Source organism: Flavobacterium sp. (assembly GCF_017985075.1).
Classification (GTDB): domain Bacteria; phylum Bacteroidota; class Bacteroidia; order Flavobacteriales; family Flavobacteriaceae; genus Flavobacterium.
This window is the reverse complement of record NZ_JAGNYF010000013.1, coordinates 14967-32684: the sequence shown is the minus strand read 5'-3', so window position 1 is coordinate 32684 and position 17718 is coordinate 14967. Positions and strand designations below refer to the sequence as shown.

Sequence of the window (17718 nt, the reverse complement as noted above, 5' to 3'; positions counted from 1 at the left end):
AGAGGCAACGCCAATTGCCTCTTACTAATAAATTAAAAATAACTGTTCTAACATTAATTCTAATCTAACTTCAAAATTATGAAAAAAATCTTAATTTCATTCATTTTTTGTTTTCAACTCTCCCAAGTAGTTGCACAAGACAATCCTACGATTCAACAAACAGAAGTAACACCCAACTGGCCTGTTATGCTTTCTAACTTGAATACATCTCAAATTACCTCCGGTGTGCTGATTGACAAAGTAACCTCTTTTGCAAACATCATAAACTATAATTCTATTGAAAACAATTGGTCAAACAAGGAACAATTTAATCAAGCATTAAGTGAATTGTATCGTGCATCCGACCAAGCAAGGTTTATTTCAATAACAGAACTGAAAAATAGAACAGCATCAACAACAGCAAATAATTCGGTTGATATTGGAATTATTAACACCTCATTTCAAAAACTACTTTTTAACGAAGAAAATCCTAGTGTTGGCGGTGTAACTTTTAATCAAAGTACAGGTAAATTTGTTGTAATTGCGGGTCAACCTTCATTCATAAGTAAAAAAATTAGTATAATAGCTCCATTAAAAGAATTTGTAACAGGAAGTAGTTTTGTATTTAATTTCAAAAACAATTTAATTTTAAATAATGCTACAACAACTATAAAAACATTGATTGTTGATTTTACAGACGGAACTACTCCATCTACAGTCATTTCCAACAGCACAATTGTTATACCATCAAAAACCGTAAATTATTCATCAACAGGTATGAAAACACTAAAATTTACGATAACCTATTCTGACAATACCACTCTGATAACGTATGGAAAAATTTACATAAAATACAGCTCAAATGTACAAACATTTACTACAAATAATACAAATTCACCATGTTACGAACCATTAAAAGACAAAGGTATGTTTACTTCAACTATATCATTTCAAGGTTATACAGAAACTTCACCTGTATTTGGCAGAACGGAATACACTATTTTTTATGGTAATAATAACAATGCTAAACATATGCTAAAGCCAATTATTATAGTTGATGGCTTTGACCCAAAAGACAAAAGAAAAGTACTAGATTGTGATTGCGAACAAGACCCAACCTGTGTAATAAATAATGATGATGATGACAATGGTGTTTTCAATCCTGAAAATCACGAATCGTTAGAAGATTTGATGTATTACAATGATGGAACTATTGATCCTGTTACAGGCTTACCAAAAAAAACAAATTTAATCATTGAACTAAGAAAAAAAGGTTACGACGTTATTGTAATTAACAATCCAACTTACACTACTACAAATTTAGCAGGACAATCGGTTACTATTGATGGAGGTGCAGATTATATAGAGCGTAATGGTAGAACTTTAGCGTCTTATATTCAAAAAATTAAAGAAGACCAAAATACTGTGGGTAGTACACAACAATTAGTATTAATTGGGCCTAGTATGGGTGGTCAAATTACTCGATATGCCCTTGCATATATGGAGAAAAGATTTGCCGAAGAAACTGACCCTTTAGAAAAACCAAAATGGCAACATAATGCGCGTTTATGGGTAAGTGTAGATAGTCCACATTTAGGGGCAAATATTCCTGTAGGTGCACAAGCAAACATTTGGTTTTTAGCTGACCGATTAGGAAAAGAACCAGCAAAAATTCAGTATTATGAAGAGTTAAATTCAGTTGCTGGAAAACAACAAATTATTAGTCAGTTTCAAAATGCTAGGGAAACAGGCTACTTAAATGGCAACAGTTTTTTTACAACTTATTACAATAATCTAAATACAAACGGTGTTTCAGGGTCAAATGGTTATCCTGTTTCAAACGCAAATTTCAGAAAAATTTCGATGGTAAACGGTTCATTTACTGGTAAAAAAGATGCTTCAGAGCAACAAACATTTTTATATATGAGAGGTTATGCTAAAGCAAATGCAGCAGGTTTTATACTATCTCCATTAGCAGGTTTGGCAACAATGCTATTTTCTAACTGGACTATTACATTTTTAAGATTACAAGATAATTTTATGCCAGCATCATTTCAGTCAGGTACTGTTTTTAAAGGTGATGGGCAAAACAGTACTATTAATATTGGGTTCAATCATTGGTATGTAGATTTTTCTCACCCAAGATATACTTTAAATGTAAATAACAATAGTATCAAAGGAAGTTTAGACGTTGTACCTGGAGGGTTTTTTAAAACTGTCAAATATATTAGAGAAGCAGTTTCTGATGGGTTAAGTGAAGCAGGTGTTAGACAGGAAACTAGAGATTACATTGAAAATCATTCTTTTATCCCAACGTTTTCAGCAATTGGTCATTTAAATCCAAATCAAAATTGGGGTAATCCTTTAAATACTAATTTAACATGTCCTACAAACAAGCAAACACCATTTGATAGTTACTATGGTACAGCAAACAATACAGAGCATACTTCTTTTACTAAAGAAAGTATAGATTGGCTTTTTAAAGAATTAGATGAAATTCCTCAAGTTCCAAATTTTCCAATTCAAGAAAATGCAATGTCAGGTCCTGATTTAGTATGTAGTACCACAACTTATTCTTTTCCGGATATATGTAAGATCCCAAGTACAGTAACATGGTCTATATCTTCCAATCTTCAAATTGTAAGTCAATCGGCATATTCAATTACCGTTTCTAAAGTAGTAGATGGTCCGGGTTTTGTAAAAGCAACCTTTCAAAATGAACAAACACTGACCAAAACCATTTGGGTAGGTAAACCATCATTTACATTTGAGTACACATATTTTGAACCACAACCAGTAAAATCTACCCTTTGTGCTATAAGTGATGTGACAAATTTAACATTAGCTCAACAAGGAGTTACAAATGTTGTATACACTACTTCCAATAATGAATTTATATCTAACTGGGGTGGACCATATTGTGTTAGAGGAACAAATGTTTTTTGTGTTAATGCAACAGCAACAAACGCTTGCGGTAGCACAACTTTACAATATGATTGTGACTTTGGAAGAATTGCAAACAATAACATATTTAAAATTTATCCTAATCCATCAAATGATATAGTAAATATTGAAATTAGAGATGCAAACAATATACCCGTAAAAAGTGCAACAGTTTCAGGCGAACTTTTTGATATGATGGGACAATCAAAATCAAAAGTTGAAATATATAACAACAAGTCAAATTTTTCAGTTAAAGGGCTTAATAAAGGAATTTATGTTTTAAAAATTTACATAGATAGCCAAATAGAAAGTCATCAAATAGCTGTAGAATAAACAAATTATAAAAACAGTTTTTGGAACTTTCAAAAACAGTTTTTTTTATTTAAAGCACTGGCCAATGACATAATGAAGCGAAGGCATAAAAATACTCAAAAATAAATTCTCACAGAATACTATGCTTTCTAAAACTTCGTAAGGTGTGTGTTTTTTTGAATGAATAAATACGTATAAACACGTATATATGTATGTTTTGTAATATATAATTTTAAAAAAATATTACACTAAATAGTATTTTATATTTTAAAAACAATTTAGTAGCAAACTTTTATGAACAATTTCATGACAATATTTAATTATATTTGATAAACATTTAAAAACAATACACTATGAAAAAATCAACACTTTTTTTATTCATCATCACATTCCCCCTCTGGGGGTTAGGGGGCTTCTCTTGCTCAAAAGACGACTCCCAAACCCATGAAGACCCATTTGCAAAACTACCTCCAGAAACCCAAACAGGTGCAAATACTTTTGGTTGTATTATAAATAATCAAATTTTTTACCCTCGTGATGGTACAGGATCACTTTATGTGCCAGGAACTAAAGGCTTGATATTTTCAGGAGATGGACCAGATTACACTTGGAATGAAATAGAAATAAAAAATGCCCAAGACGGTAAGCCTTGTGCTTTAATGATAATTCATTTACAAGATTTATTTCAAAACCAAGAAGGAGAATACATTTGGCATCCTTCAAATTTTCAGAACAGTATCGATGGTTTAATGCAAAATTATGTATATGCTAGAATATTTGTTCCTGCTTCCAGCACTTGGAAGTATTATGGTTCTTTTGAAAACTCAGGTAAAGTGACTATAACTCGATTTGATTTACCCAACAGAATTGTTTCAGGAAATTTTAGCGGAAAATTAAGACTTTACAATGGAACAGAAGAAATAGAAATATTAAACGGAAGATTTGATTTCAAATGGAGCACATTAGATATAACTCCTTTTCCTTAAAAAAAAGGGTTGCTACTGGACATAGCAACCCAAAATTTAGATTAACAAAATAATTACTAATCCAAAAACTCAAAACAAATTTATGAAAAAAATTTTCATTACCCTCTTTTTGGTGTTTTTTTTAAACACCTTAGCACAAACCACAAATCCTTTAGACGCACAATTGGTTTATATAAATCAAAGTTCTGTTACCAGTGGCATTATATACGAAAGGTCTTTACGAACTACCAACTTGTTTGCCTATAACCAACCTGATAATTTGCACAATACTGCCAATTTTGTTTTTTTCAAACAAGCGCTTGCCGAACTGTATAAGTCAAGTAACAACACAAGACTCATCTCTTTGCAAGGATTGGAAAATCGCAATATAAACGCCACCAATGGAAACGAAGTAAATATTGGTATTATAAACTCCTCGCTTCAGGTCATGAATTACGATTCAGCAAACCCCACAAACGGAGGATTAACGTTTGATGGCACTTATTTTAGACCCATTATAAACAAAGTTCCTTTTTATGATTTGCAGGCATTAGTAATAGCCCCACTAAAAAATGTGATTAGTGGTAATACCATTACCTATAAATTTAACAATAATTTGATTATAAATAATGGTAATTACACCATAAAAACATTGATAGCCAATTTTGGCGATGGTATAAACCGCACCATAATTAGCAACAACGCTCTAATAACCAACAGTGTAAGTATAAATAACACGGTATCAAACGCTAATCAAAAAATTACCTTTACAGTTACACTTAGTAATAATGTGAGTATCACTACTTATGGCAAAATTTTTGTAAGCAAAAATATCAATACTACAACTATGTCTATGGCAACTACTTCTACTCCTTGCGATGGTGACATAGACAGTGAAGTTTTATACCCTGTAGCAAATCTTATAGAAGCCAATGAAGCCTTTCAAGGTATTGGTGATGCAATTGCTCTGAAAGGCAAGCTAGAAGTTAGAATTTTTTATGATCCGAATCATCAGAAGACATTACGCAAACCCATAATAATTATAGATGGTTTCGATCCAGGCGATAAGCGAAAAATAACCGATTGCGATTGCGAAAATGACCCAACAGGTGACTGCCAATATGCCAACCGAAATAGTGCAGAGCTTTATGATCCACAAATTCATCAATCGATACAGGAATTAATGGGATATAAAGATTCTTTTGGAATAAATGATAATTTAATAAGAGTTCTCCGTTCCAAAGGCTATGATATAGTAGTGGTAAACCAGCCTACCTACAACACTCCCCAAGGAATAAAAGTGGATGGTGGTGCCGACTTTATAGAACGTAATGGTCTAGCTCTAGTTACTTTACTTAAAAACCTAAATAGCAAACTACAACAAAACGGAAGTACCGAAAAAATGGTTGTAGTAGGACCTAGTATGGGCGGTCAAATTTCTCGTTATGCACTTGCTTATATGGAAAAGAAAGAAGCGGAAGCTACTACTGTTATTGAGCAAAACAAATGGAAACACAACACTCGCCTATGGGTTGCTTTTGATAGCCCAAACCATGGAGCAAATGTCCCATTTGGAGACCAAGCATTAGTTAATTTACTAAGAGATGGTGGTGCAAATGCAGAAGCTGATGATACATACAAAAACAAGCTTAATTCTACAGCATCGAAGGAACTGATGATAGAATTACATCAGCAAACAGCAAATGAAGGAAGTATTAATAATTCCTATCTAAACGCTTCAACAATAGCACAAGGAATGCCTACAAATGAGGGAAACCCCTATTTTCAAACACATTTCAACAACCAGTTTACCAACGGATTGCCTAATTCAAAAGGTTTTCCTATGAATTTGCGAAAAATTGCTATTGTAAATGGTTCTTTATCAGGAGTTAGGCCATTAGGAAATAACAACGATTTAGTGCTAGATACCCGACTGATTACCCAAGCCTGCTTCAAACCATTTAGTTTATTCGGTTGGAAACCATCGGTTTGCTATACCACAAAACTAGCAACAGCACAAGCTCGTTTAATGCCCTCAACTGGAATCATAGCAGAAAGCGCATCTTTAACTAAAGGGATAGGTCGTACTCAATCTACACCTGTAATAAATCTGAATTTTCGAGGTAATTTAGATCTAATTCCTGGCGGTTTAATTGATGCAACTGGTGTAATTCATAGTACCATAACTGGCACAGGTGTAACTGGAGTAAGAGGCAGTTTTTGGCAATATACATCAGATAATTTAGCTTATTGGTATGCAAATCAATTTGGTAATGGGGCGCAATGGGAAACGCATGCATTAATTGCAGACCAATGTTTTATACCAACCTATTCAAGTATTGGGATGAAAAATCCAAACCAAAATTGGGCAAATCCATTAAATCGTAATTTAGTAACTTGTAATGAAACCTATTTTGATAGTTATTTTGGAGAATCGAATAATACAGCACATATCGCGCTTAATTTTAGAAGTGTAAATTGGCTATTAAAAGAACTAGGAGATAATACAAATCCGCCTTCTCATCAAGCACCCAATTTTCCAATTCAAGAAAATGCAATGTCAGGTCCTGATTTAGTATGTAGTACCACAACTTATTCTTTTCCGGATATATGTAAGATCCCAAGTACAGTAACATGGTCTGTATCTTCCAACCTTCAAATTGTAAGTCAATCGGCATATTCAATTACCGTTTCTAAAGTAGTAGATGGTCCGGGTTTTGTAAAAGCAACCTTTCAAAACGAACAAACACTAACAAAAACCATTTGGGTAGGAAAACCATCATTCACATTTGAGTACACATATTTTGAACCACAACCAGTAAAATCTACCCTTTGTGCTATAAGTGATGTGTCAAATTTAACATTAGCTCAACAAGGAGTTACAAATGTTATTTACACTACTTCCAATAATGAATTTATATCTAACTGGGGTGGGCCATATTGTGTTAGAGGAACAAATGTTTTTTGTGTTAATGCAACAGCAACAAACGCTTGCGGCAGCACAACTTTACAATATGATTGTGACTTTGGAAGAATTGCAAACAATAACATATTTAAAATTTATCCTAATCCATCAAATGATATAGTAAATATTGAAATTAGAGATGCAAACAATATACCCGTAAAAAGTGCAACAGTTTCAGGCGAACTTTTTGATATGATGGGACAATCAAAATCAAAAGTTGAAATATATAACAACAAGTCAAATTTTTCAGTTAAAGGGCTTAATAAAGGAATTTATGTTTTAAAAATTTACATAGATAGCCAAATAGAAAGTCATCAAATAGCTGTAGAATAAACAAATTATAAAAACAGTTTTTGGAACTTTCAAAAACAGTTTTTTTTATTTAAAGCACTGGCCAATGACATAATGAAGCGAAGGCATAAAAATACTCAAAAATAAATTCTCACAGAATACTATGCTTTCTAAAACTTCGTAAGGTGTGTGTTTTTTTGAATGAATAAATACGTATAAACACGTATATATGTATGTTTTGTAATATATAATTTTAAAAAAATATTACACTAAATAGTATTTTATATTTTAAAAACAATTTAGTAGTAAACTTTTATGAACAATTTCATGACAATATTTAATTATATTTGATAAACATATTAAAATAATTCACTATGAAAAATTTAATTTTACTACTGTTAACAACTTTCGTAATAAGTTGCTGTAATAAAGGCGATGACGAACAACCTAAAACAGAACTCGAAAAACTACCACCAGCTACACAAACAGGGGCTAACACAGCAGGTTGTTTGGTTAATGGTGTTGCTTTTTTGCCAAAGGGCTATTTTACCACAGGTAATCTAGTTTGTTATTATATAGATGGTAAAGATTTTACACTTGGAATAAGAGAAAGTATAATTCAAGGAGGAAATGAAAATATTAGAACAATTTTGATTAGCTCATTTAATCAAAATCTTCATGATAATGTTGGTGTAACTTTTCCTTTAATAGAATATGGTGCTAATTCAAAATCTGGAGAGTATGTTATTAATGCAGTTGCTTCGCCCGACCCAGGTTACTATTCTTCAAACTCAATTATTACTGGCGAATTTAAAATAACTTACCATAATTATAATAATGCAATATTGAGTGGTACATTTTGGTATGATGCTATAAATTCTAATGGAGAAATTGTAAAAGTGCGTGAAGGTAGATTTGATATGCATTACTAAATAAAAAACTAAAAAATAATTTGCCTATGTAACAGGTTTAAAAAATAGAGAAACCATTCCGTTAGACGGAATAGTTTCTCCACCGCTGCCGCGCGAATCCCCCCCGCTGCCGCGCGAATCCCTTCGCGTGGTAACTAAAAAACGAATACAGTAATTATTAAATACAATCATTATTTAAGTGGTTTGTCAATAAATACTATATTAAAAGTCATACCACCGCTGCCGCGCGAATCCTTTCGCGTGGTTCTATCTCCATCCGTGGTTCTAGTCATATGAATTAAAATATATTGTTATATTTGAAAAAAGTAAAATATGAGTAGAAATTATAAATTTCATAATCCAGAGGGTTTATATTTTGTAAGCTTTGCAGTTGTGGGTTGGTTAGATGTATTCACGAGAAACGAATACAAAGATTTACTTTTAGAAAGCTTAGAATTTTGTCAAAATAGTAAGGGGATGGAGATACATGCTTGGTGCATAATGACCAATCACGTTCATTTGATATTTAGAAATACAGAAGAACAAAAACCGGAGCTTTTATTAGGCGATTTTAAAAGATTTACAAGCCGAAGTGTTATCAAAGCCATACAAGAGAATCCTAAAGAAAGTAGAAAAGAATTTTTATTAGATTATTTTAAGAAAGAAGCTGAGAAAAGTTCCAATACAACTAATTTTCAGTTTTGGAGCCATGATAACAAACCAATAGAGTTATGGAGTAATGAAGTAATTCAGTAAAAAATTGATTATATTCACAATAATCCTGTAGAAGAAGGAATTGTGTTTAAACCAGAAGATTATAAATACAGTAGTGCTCCTGATTATGCAGGGGAAAAAGGATTGTTAGATAATATTTATGTTTTTCAATATTTTAAATTGTAAAGCCACGCGAAGGATTAGCTACGCTGAAGTTCATTTCGCGCGATATTTGTTTAAAAATATAGTTTTTTATTAGGAGTGGTTGTAGTTGTTGTATCAGGTTGAAAATCTGAATTTTAAGAACAATAATCTATTTTTTACACGTCCTCTAAAAGAATCAAATTAGACTTCAAAGCATACAAAATAACCCCAATAAAGTTTTTAGAATCTGTTTTCTCCATAATATGTTTACGATGCTTTTCTACTGTTCGTGTACTAATATTAAGTGAATCAGCAATTTCCTTACTACATTTCTCCTTAGTGGCCAATTGTATAATTTGTATTTCTCTAGGCGTTAAATGAACGCTAGGCGTATCGGAAAAGGTATTTCGTTTTCTCTTCCACAACAAAGCTTCACGTATAACAGTACTCAAAGCGATATCAAAATAATAATCTTTATCAAAAACATTTCTAATAGCATCTTCTAAAATATCTGGAGACGAATTTTTTGTAAAATAACCATTTGCACCTATTTCCATAACTTGATGCACAGCTTCTTTAGAAGTCAATTGCGATAGAATAATTACTTTAAGATCAGGATCAATAAACTTTGCTTGCTTACAAACATCGGATCCATGAACTATGGGCATTTCTAAATCCAATAGTAATACGTCCAGTTCGGCTTCTTCTAAATACTTTAAAAAAGCCATACCATCAGAAGTATCATACACAACAGAAATACCTTCACATGAAGATAATAATAACGACAAACTTTTTCTAAATAGCTGATGGTCGTCAACTAAAGCAACTTTAATCATAAATAGGAAATAAATAAATTTTATAATGATTGCCTTTAGCAATGGTTTCTTGCTCTAAGGTCGCAGAAATACTTTTTAATCGCGATTGAATATTTTGAAGTCCGGTTCCTTTGGTTTGTTTATAGGCCATTTTAAAATCAAAAGGAATACCATCATCAATCAGTTCAAAACAAACACCTTTAGAAGTTGTATTCAATCGAGCGGTACAAATGGTCATAGAACCATATTTAAGCATATTAGAAGTCAATTCCTGAACCACACGAAACATTTCATAACTAATTTTATCAGAAACTAAAGTTTCGGCCAAGTTCATATCCAATTCAAAACGCTTACCACTCGAAGCACTCAATTGTTCAAAATAATCACGTAATGCCAAATTAAATCCAGCTGTTTCTAATAATGGAGGCATCAATTGATAAGAAATCAATCGGGTATTTTCAATAGTTTGTTCCAAAGAGGTATGAATGGCTTCTAAAAGCTCAGGCGCATCCGTATGACTATTCTTTTTAGAAAATAAAATAACATAATTACGAATCGCATTCAAATCACTCTGAATAGCATCATGCAAATCTTTAGCGATACGTTTACGTTCTTTTTTCTCACTTTTTAATGCGGTTTTTAATAATAATTCAGCTTCTTTCTTTTTAATTTTTGCCAAATGACGTTGATAAAACAACACCATAAACAACAAACCAAATGCTAAAAATAACATTAAAAAGGTACCAATAAAAATTATAGATTTTAATTCGTTCTCGCCTTCCATAGCCCCACAAGTAAAAGAGTTCGTAAAACCAAATTTAATAATATATTAATCACCCAATAGGATTGAAACATGCTTGATTCAACTTTATAAATGTAATTACTTAGTAAAAATAAAAACAGTGTACCACAATAATACAATATAAACCCCGAAATAAAATAAAAAGTACTATTCTGCAACAGGTTTTCTATATATGCTTCTAGTATTAGCTTTCTAAACCAAATAATTGTAAAAAAGAGAATAAATAATGTAATAAATGTGTCGATGTAAGAAGTAATAATTAAAAATTCATCAACTTTAAAATATGGATACATTGTAATACATAGTATAAAGAATGCAACTAAAAATAGTTGGAATAATTTCGAAAAATGCTTGTGTAAAACTTGTAAGTAAAAATAATAAATACAGAAAAATGATAGAATATCATAAATAACGAACCAATAAGAAACATTTAATTTTAAAAATAATGATCCAAAAAATTCATAAAAACTAGCTATAAATGTAAGTACAACAAAAGGTAGTATTGGCTTCAATTCTCTATAATCTTTTCTTTTAGCAATTAAAAAGTAAAGTAAAGGGCAAGCGCCAAAAATAATAATAAAATATAGTAAAAACATTAGAAATAAAAATATGTAAACCTATCGTATACGATAGGCTTACTTTTTAATTAAACCAAACCATTATGAGCACAAATAGGTGGGCATGTAACCATTTTATCATAAATAATATTTCCATCCAACATATCTTGCTCTTCCGCATCCACACCTACCATAACCAAGCTTATTTTTTGTTCAGCATCATTATAGCCATTATAAATACGCAAGCCTATACAATTGTCTTGTTCTAATATTTGTTTTACATTGTTTTCTCCAATAAAAGAAGCAACTACTTCTCCTGGAAATTTTTTGCCAAAGGCAGCTATTAATGTTTGGGCTTCTTCTTTAGTAATAATACTCCCTGTGTTTGGATTTAAACTCATAAAATGAAATTTTTAAAATTAATAACGCCAAATGTAATATGGTTTTTCGGTACTAAAATACGTATTTATACGTATAGAAACGCATAAATTTTTAAAAACACAAATAAAACAAGATTAGTATAAATACGTATTGTCTAAATAATCTAAAGAGTAGACTTTAGCACTATATAAACATTCTAAAATAATGAAAAAATATTTTTTACACAATGGCACAGATAGTATAGGCCCATTCGATAAAAAAGAACTCAAACAACTTGGTATAGTTAAAACCACTCCAGTTTGGGTAGAAGGCAAAGAAAGATGGACTTGTGCAGAAAATTATGAAGATCTTCATGAATTATTTTTTAATACACCACCTCCAATCACACAACACCAAAAACCAAAAAATAGAATTTGGAAAAAAACGGTCTTAAATTGGTTTTTTGGCTTTTTTGTAATAGGTTGTATAGCAGCAGTAGGGTTAGCAATCTATAACGAAGTCAGTAAAGAAGAAGATAAATTAATACAACAGGAGCTAAAGCAAGAAGCAGAACAACAAACACGAAATGCAATTACAACGCTAGTAGTAGCAAACACAAATGAATACACTAGTAACGGATTGGGAGGTATATCTAACCTAGATATTACGGTTACAAACAATACCAATTATATTTTAGATGAGGTAATGGTTGAAGTCGAATACATCAAAAAAAATGGAGGTATTTTCAATGTCGAAAAGTTAGTATTGAAAAACAGTAGCCCAAACGATACAAAATCGGTTAGGGCGCCAGATAGCAACAGAGGTAAAACCGTTCGCGTTTACATTAAAAGTATTTACTCAAAACAACTCAACCTATGTTATGATAATAACAAGCCTATTGTCCCAGGAAATCCAGACCCTTTTATTTGCAAAAACTAAAAATTAAATATAAAAATGAAAAAAACACTTATTATTTCAGCAATCGTTATACTAACTACAGTAGTAAGTTCAGCCACCTATTACACAGCAGGTAAAAAATGCACGGGCTCAAAAAACTGTACCGCCTGTAAAAATTGCAAGTACTGCAAACACTGTGCTAAAAATGGTGGAAGTTGTGGGGTGTGCGCTGTTAAATAGTAATAATCAAAACTCAAGCCCCCTTGAATCCCAAATATACAACCCTATTAAATCACCTCAACGAACAACTCAACTTTATTGATTTAGAAATAGACGATCAAATCAAGAAGTGTGAGCAGGCGATTACTATAATATTAAAGTCAAGTAATGAACTTAAAAAAATAACAACCAAATCAAATTTTAAAACCGAAACGGAAGAAATCCAATTCTTCAAAGAGATTAAACCCCAATTTACCTCAAAATTAATTTATTTCAATCGCGTGTACAAAATTGAAATGAAAAAACCCAATGGTGGAAATCGAATACTTAAAAAATATTATAATAACGAACTACTAAAACTCAAAGCATTCTTCGATAATGAATTAGAGTTTTACCAGTATTTTCGTTCTAGTAGCACCTATTTAGATTATAAATATTTCCTACGAGGAAAATTTGATATTAAATTAGCACTAGATTCTTATTATTTCGAAACCGACACATCATTTTCAACTTCTCACGATTTCAAAGTAGCTACTATTCTGGCCAATGATTTAATACAATTATATTTAGAAAATCAATTGCTCATGCTAGATAATAATGAATACTCAGAAAAATCACAACGCAAACCGAACGTGAAAATGACATGGACAGGCTCAAAAGTAGCCCTTGTAGAATTAATGTATGCATTACAAACAGAAGGTGTTTTCAATAATGGCGCAGCCGATTTAAAAGACATAGCCGAATATTTTGAGCACATATTTGAAATAGACCTAGGGCAATACCGTCGAGTATTCCTTGAAATTAGGGCAAGAAAGAGTGATAAAACAAAATTTATCAATACACTTAACGACCAACTTTTAAAACGTATGGAAAACTCCGATGAGGTAATTTAAATAAAAATCGTTCACAACACAACCTCCGTTGTGAAAGAAAATAAATCAAAACCTTCAATTTTGTCCCATAACAATTTAAATCATAAGTTATGGCAGTACAAATTATTACCATTGAAGACTTAAACGAATTCAGAAGTCTTCTTTTGAACGATTTAAAAGAAATCATTCAATCCAAACCGCAACAATCCAAACAGTGGCTCAAATCAAATGAAGTCCGCAAACTGTTAAACATCTCACCAGGCACTTTACAAAACCTCCGCATTAACGGAACCCTATCCTATACCAAAATAGGAGGCATCATGTATTATGACAATACAGATATTGACAAGCTATTAAATGGAAACAAGGTACAGGCCTTACCAACTCTATTTAAGTAGAGTAACTTATTTGTCATACCGAGCGAAGCTGAGGTATCTCCTGCAAAGCTGGTCAATTCTTGAACAAAGTTCAAGCTGCTCTAATCACTTTTTACTAATCACTAATCACTAGTAAATGAACTACATCAAACACCTAACCGGCTTCTTCGAAAAAGTAGCCCTAGACCGAACACTAAATCCAACACACATTAGTCTATACATCGCCTTATTCCAATTTTGGAACTGCAACCGATTCAAAAATCCAATAAGCATAAGTCGCGATGAGATAATGCGAATAAGTAAAATTAGTTCCAAAGCCACTTATCACAAATGTTTAAAGAATTTACATGCTTTAGGATATATAGACTACCAACCGTCCTATAACCCATTTAGAGGGAGCCACGTCATTCTTTTCAACTTTTCAGAAGATTTAAAACCATTTTCAAAATCCGAAAGAAAACCAAAATATGAACCAAAAAATGAACTTGTTTCTGAACAAGTTTTAAACAAGTCTTGTACGAGTAGTGAGACTAGTGTTGAACAAGCGTTAGTACCTTCTATAAACTATATAAACAATACAAATAATTTAAACGAAAATAACGTTTCAAACGTGCAAAAGCACACAAATAATTTTGAAGAAATTGATAATTCTTCAGATAAAATTGTAGTCCCTAGCGAAAGCGAGGGAACACAAAAAGAAAAAAGTTCCGCAAAAAAAGAAAAAGAAAAAGAAAAAGATGTTCGTGTCATACCGAGCGAAGCCGAGGTATCTCCTTTAAAAAAGACACCACCAACAATCGAAGAAGTCAAAATCTATTTCCAAGAAAACAACTTTCCAGAAATCGAAGCTCAAAAATTCTTCAATTATTTCTCCAGTATCGGCTGGTTAATAGGAGGGAAGATCCCGATGCACAACTGGCAAGCCGCTGCACAAAATTGGATCCTAAACAGCATTAATTTTAATCACAACACCGACACATCACCAACTAATCGACCAAAACAACTAAACACCACAACCGACAAAGACTATGCAGAACCTTTATAAACTTCTTGTCATACTGAACTTGTTTCAGTATCTCAATCCTTGCGAACCCAACCTCAATCTTTGCGTTCTTTGCGGTTAAACCTATGCTAACCTATCCAAAGCGAAGCGCCTTTCACACAATCTAAAAAAACTATAAAACCTATGTTTCTATGTGGTTCAAATTAAAAAATCCGTGTAAATCCTTTTAATCCGTGGCTAAAAAACCTTTGCGCTCTTTGCGGTTAAACCTATGCTAACCTATCCAAAGCGAAGCGCCTTTCACACAATCCAAAAAAACTATAAAACCTATGTTTCTATGTGGTTCAAATTAAAAAATCCTTGTAAATCCTTTTAATCCGTGGCTAAAAAACCTTTGTGAACCTTGCGTCAATCTTTGCGGACTTTGCGGTTAAATCTAAAACTATGAAAACAGAAATAAAAACCAATTACAACTACACCGAAGTAATCAATTGGCTAGAAAAAAAAGGCATTGAACTATACGGCAATAATTTCAAAATCCTTGAAACCGATTACCCAATCGTGCACAAACTATTAGCTTATTTCCTAAACGACGAACCAGTATGTTCCCAATACGGCATAAACCTAAATAAAGGAATAATATTAACCGGACCAATTGGCAGCGGAAAAACCACACTAATGAATCTAATGAAACTTTTGGCCCAACCCGAAAATAAATTCGCCATAAAACCCTGTCGTGACATCAGCTTCGAATTCATACAAGACGGCTACCAAATCATCCACAAATACAGCATAGGCCAACTCTATCATTCCGAACCAAGAACCTATTGCTTTGACGATTTAGGCACAGAAAACAACCTAAAATACTTCGGTAATGAATGCAACGTCATGGCAGAAATCATATTAAGCAGATACGACCTATTCATTTCAAAAAAACTTAAAACCCACATCACCACAAACTTATCCGCCACCGAAATAGAAAAACACTACGGCAACCGAGTACGCTCCCGACTAAGAGAACTATGCAACCTCATCGCCTTTGATAACACCACAAACGACAAACGTAAGTAAATACGTATAAATACGTATTTGAAAATTATAAATCAATATATAGATTTGAAAATATTAAAACATACCTTAAACATGCCAACAAAAATCTATATGCGGGTTTAGCTCACGATAGTGCGGATTTGTAAACCGTGCTTAATAAATTTAAAAATTTACTTTTATATGAAAAAAAAATTTATTGGATTTTATGATCCAACAGAACAAGAAATCGAAGATGCTTGGACTAATGGAGTATTCGCATTTGACGCAAATACTTTATTAAATTTATACAGATATACAGATGTTACTAGAAAAGACTTTTTACATGTTTTAAAATTTATTAAAGAAAACTTATTCATTCCTTTTCAAGTTGCTTTTGAATATTTAAACAATAGAATAAAAGTAATTGATGATTTAGAAAAATCCTATATAGGTTTAGAACAATCTTACAATAATATCTTCCAGAATAATTTAAAAACAGCCATTAATAACTATAAACGTCATCCTTCAATTGAAATTCAATCACTTTTAAAACAGAATGAAGATTTTTTAAATAAAATATCACTTCTATTAGAAAAACAAAAAAAGAAGCATCCCGATTTTAAAACTAAAGATTATATTCTTGATGAGCTTACATTGTTATTTGAATGTTGTATAGGAAAAGAACCTTTAAAATCAGATTTAAAAAAAATTTACGAAGAAGGTAAAGAAAGATATTTGGAGGAAATCCCCCCTGGTTATAAAGATTTAAAAGAAAAAGAAAAAAAAGGGCAAAGGCATCTATATGGTGATTTATTAATTTGGAAAGAACTTATTGAATATTCAAAAAGAAATAAAAAACCACTAATTTTTGTAACTGATGATGGAAAAGATGATTGGTGGAAGAAAGAAAATGGTATAACAATAAGACCTAGAGAAGAGCTAATAAAAGAATTTTATGATCTAACTGGAATAAGAATATTAATATATAATTCAGACCAATTCTTAAAATTTGCAAAACAGAGAGGATTAGTAACAGACCTAAAAGATAAAACAATAGAAGAAATAAAAGATATTAGAATCTCTGATGAAGCTAGAAATGAATTTCTAGGAAACATTTCTAGTTTAGGATCTAATACATTAATTCCATTAAATGAGAATACTAGTTCTTTGATGCAAAATGTACAACACATGAACAATTTGAATTATTTGTGGCCTAATGAATTATATGAGACAATAGCTAAAATTAATCAAACGATGAATGATACTAATTATTGGAAGGGTTTCGGAGATTTATCAAAAACCATACAACTTAAAAACAATATAAATATAAATAAGAATAAAAGTAATGATAATGACTCATCAGGATTAAATCAAGGAGATAAAAGCAAATAATTTAATCCCTGGTCTCTAGAGTCTCCCGAGTTTGAAGCTGCATTAAAGAACAAATTAACAACTAACCTAAAAATATAACCTATGCCCCTCTAAGCAATCAAAACAGGACCAAAATAAAAAAAATGAAAAACAACGACTGTAAGTGTAACATTACTATTTACTTCCAATAAT

14 protein-coding genes are annotated in these 17718 nt (G+C 31.7%); 11 read left to right on the top strand and 3 right to left on the bottom strand.

From position 1 onward, the window contains the following. Positions 1 to 78 precede the first annotated feature (78 nt). The 5 genes from KA468_RS04465 to KA468_RS04445 all read left to right on the top strand — a co-directional run bounded on the left by KA468_RS04465 (position 79) and on the right by KA468_RS04445 (position 9122). Positions 79 to 3255, top strand: coding sequence for a T9SS type A sorting domain-containing protein (locus KA468_RS04465; RefSeq protein WP_291241734.1), 3177 nt, complete (start codon positions 79 to 81; stop codon positions 3253 to 3255). Positions 3256 to 3587: 332 nt separating this feature from the next. Further along, positions 3588 to 4220, top strand: coding sequence for a hypothetical protein (locus tag KA468_RS04460; protein ID WP_291241733.1), 633 nt, complete (start codon positions 3588 to 3590; stop codon positions 4218 to 4220). Positions 4221 to 4302: 82 nt separating this feature from the next. Next, on the top strand, positions 4303 to 7497 hold the full coding sequence (locus tag KA468_RS04455; protein ID WP_291241732.1) for a T9SS type A sorting domain-containing protein: 3195 nt from the start codon (positions 4303 to 4305) through the stop codon (positions 7495 to 7497). Between the two features lie 332 nt (positions 7498 to 7829). Then, entirely contained in the window at positions 7830 to 8387 is a 558-nt protein-coding gene (locus KA468_RS04450; RefSeq protein ID WP_291241731.1) for a hypothetical protein, read from the top strand. A gap of 312 nt (positions 8388 to 8699) precedes the next feature. Continuing rightward, the gene (locus tag KA468_RS04445; RefSeq protein ID WP_366933124.1) at positions 8700 to 9122 is read left to right on the top strand and encodes a transposase; all 423 of its coding nucleotides are present in this window, start codon (positions 8700 to 8702) and stop codon (positions 9120 to 9122) included. 278 nt (positions 9123 to 9400) lie between these two features. Here the strand turns inward: KA468_RS04445 and KA468_RS04440 are convergent, their stop codons facing one another. The 3 genes from KA468_RS04440 to KA468_RS04430 all read right to left on the bottom strand — a co-directional run bounded on the left by KA468_RS04440 (position 9401) and on the right by KA468_RS04430 (position 11799). Continuing rightward, positions 9401 to 10102, bottom strand: a complete 702-nt coding sequence (locus KA468_RS04440; protein WP_291241730.1) for a response regulator transcription factor — start codon at positions 10100 to 10102, stop codon at positions 9401 to 9403. Then, positions 10053 to 10823: a histidine kinase gene (locus KA468_RS04435; RefSeq protein ID WP_291241729.1), complete on the bottom strand. Its 771-nt coding sequence runs from the start codon at positions 10821 to 10823 to the stop codon at positions 10053 to 10055. Before KA468_RS04435 ends, KA468_RS04440 begins: the two co-directional genes overlap by 50 nt. A 664-nt stretch (positions 10824 to 11487) precedes the next feature. After that, positions 11488 to 11799: a hypothetical protein gene (locus KA468_RS04430; RefSeq protein ID WP_291241728.1), complete on the bottom strand. Its 312-nt coding sequence runs from the start codon at positions 11797 to 11799 to the stop codon at positions 11488 to 11490. A gap of 184 nt (positions 11800 to 11983) precedes the next feature. Here KA468_RS04430 and KA468_RS04425 point away from each other — a divergent pair, with 184 nt between their 5' ends. The 6 genes from KA468_RS04425 to KA468_RS04400 all read left to right on the top strand — a co-directional run bounded on the left by KA468_RS04425 (position 11984) and on the right by KA468_RS04400 (position 17547). Beyond that, positions 11984 to 12697, top strand: coding sequence for a GYF domain-containing protein (locus KA468_RS04425; protein ID WP_291241727.1), 714 nt, complete (start codon positions 11984 to 11986; stop codon positions 12695 to 12697). A gap of 221 nt (positions 12698 to 12918) precedes the next feature. Further along, positions 12919 to 13767, top strand: a complete 849-nt coding sequence (locus tag KA468_RS04420; protein ID WP_291241726.1) for an RteC domain-containing protein — start codon at positions 12919 to 12921, stop codon at positions 13765 to 13767. Positions 13768 to 13856: 89 nt separating this feature from the next. Continuing rightward, entirely contained in the window at positions 13857 to 14144 is a 288-nt protein-coding gene (locus KA468_RS04415; RefSeq protein WP_291241725.1) for a helix-turn-helix domain-containing protein, read from the top strand. A 115-nt stretch (positions 14145 to 14259) separates the two neighbouring features. Continuing rightward, complete coding sequence (locus tag KA468_RS04410; protein WP_291241724.1) at positions 14260 to 15168, top strand: transcriptional regulator; 909 nt, start codon at positions 14260 to 14262, stop codon at positions 15166 to 15168. A gap of 402 nt (positions 15169 to 15570) precedes the next feature. Continuing rightward, positions 15571 to 16197 carry an ATPase gene (locus KA468_RS04405; protein ID WP_291241723.1) on the top strand — a complete coding sequence of 209 codons (627 nt, stop codon included), beginning with the start codon at positions 15571 to 15573 and terminating at the stop codon, positions 16195 to 16197. 159 nt (positions 16198 to 16356) lie between these two features. Next, entirely contained in the window at positions 16357 to 17547 is a 1191-nt protein-coding gene (locus KA468_RS04400) for a PIN domain-containing protein (RefSeq protein ID WP_291241722.1), read from the top strand. Positions 17548 to 17718 lie beyond the last annotated feature (171 nt).

Coding starts and splice junctions, on each gene's coding strand:
- KA468_RS04405 (WP_291241723.1), top strand. CDS start 15,571: ATGAAAACAGAAATAAAAACCAATTACAACTACACCGAAGTAATCAAT.
- KA468_RS04445 (WP_366933124.1), top strand. CDS start 8,700: ATGAGTAGAAATTATAAATTTCATAATCCAGAGGGTTTATATTTTGTA.
- KA468_RS04435 (WP_291241729.1), bottom strand. CDS start 10,823: ATGGAAGGCGAGAACGAATTAAAATCTATAATTTTTATTGGTACCTTT.
- KA468_RS04410 (WP_291241724.1), top strand. CDS start 14,260: ATGAACTACATCAAACACCTAACCGGCTTCTTCGAAAAAGTAGCCCTA.
- KA468_RS04460 (WP_291241733.1), top strand. CDS start 3,588: ATGAAAAAATCAACACTTTTTTTATTCATCATCACATTCCCCCTCTGG.
- KA468_RS04425 (WP_291241727.1), top strand. CDS start 11,984: ATGAAAAAATATTTTTTACACAATGGCACAGATAGTATAGGCCCATTC.
- KA468_RS04400 (WP_291241722.1), top strand. CDS start 16,357: ATGAAAAAAAAATTTATTGGATTTTATGATCCAACAGAACAAGAAATC.
- KA468_RS04430 (WP_291241728.1), bottom strand. CDS start 11,799: ATGAGTTTAAATCCAAACACAGGGAGTATTATTACTAAAGAAGAAGCC.
- KA468_RS04415 (WP_291241725.1), top strand. CDS start 13,857: ATGGCAGTACAAATTATTACCATTGAAGACTTAAACGAATTCAGAAGT.
- KA468_RS04450 (WP_291241731.1), top strand. CDS start 7,830: ATGAAAAATTTAATTTTACTACTGTTAACAACTTTCGTAATAAGTTGC.
- KA468_RS04465 (WP_291241734.1), top strand. CDS start 79: ATGAAAAAAATCTTAATTTCATTCATTTTTTGTTTTCAACTCTCCCAA.
- KA468_RS04455 (WP_291241732.1), top strand. CDS start 4,303: ATGAAAAAAATTTTCATTACCCTCTTTTTGGTGTTTTTTTTAAACACC.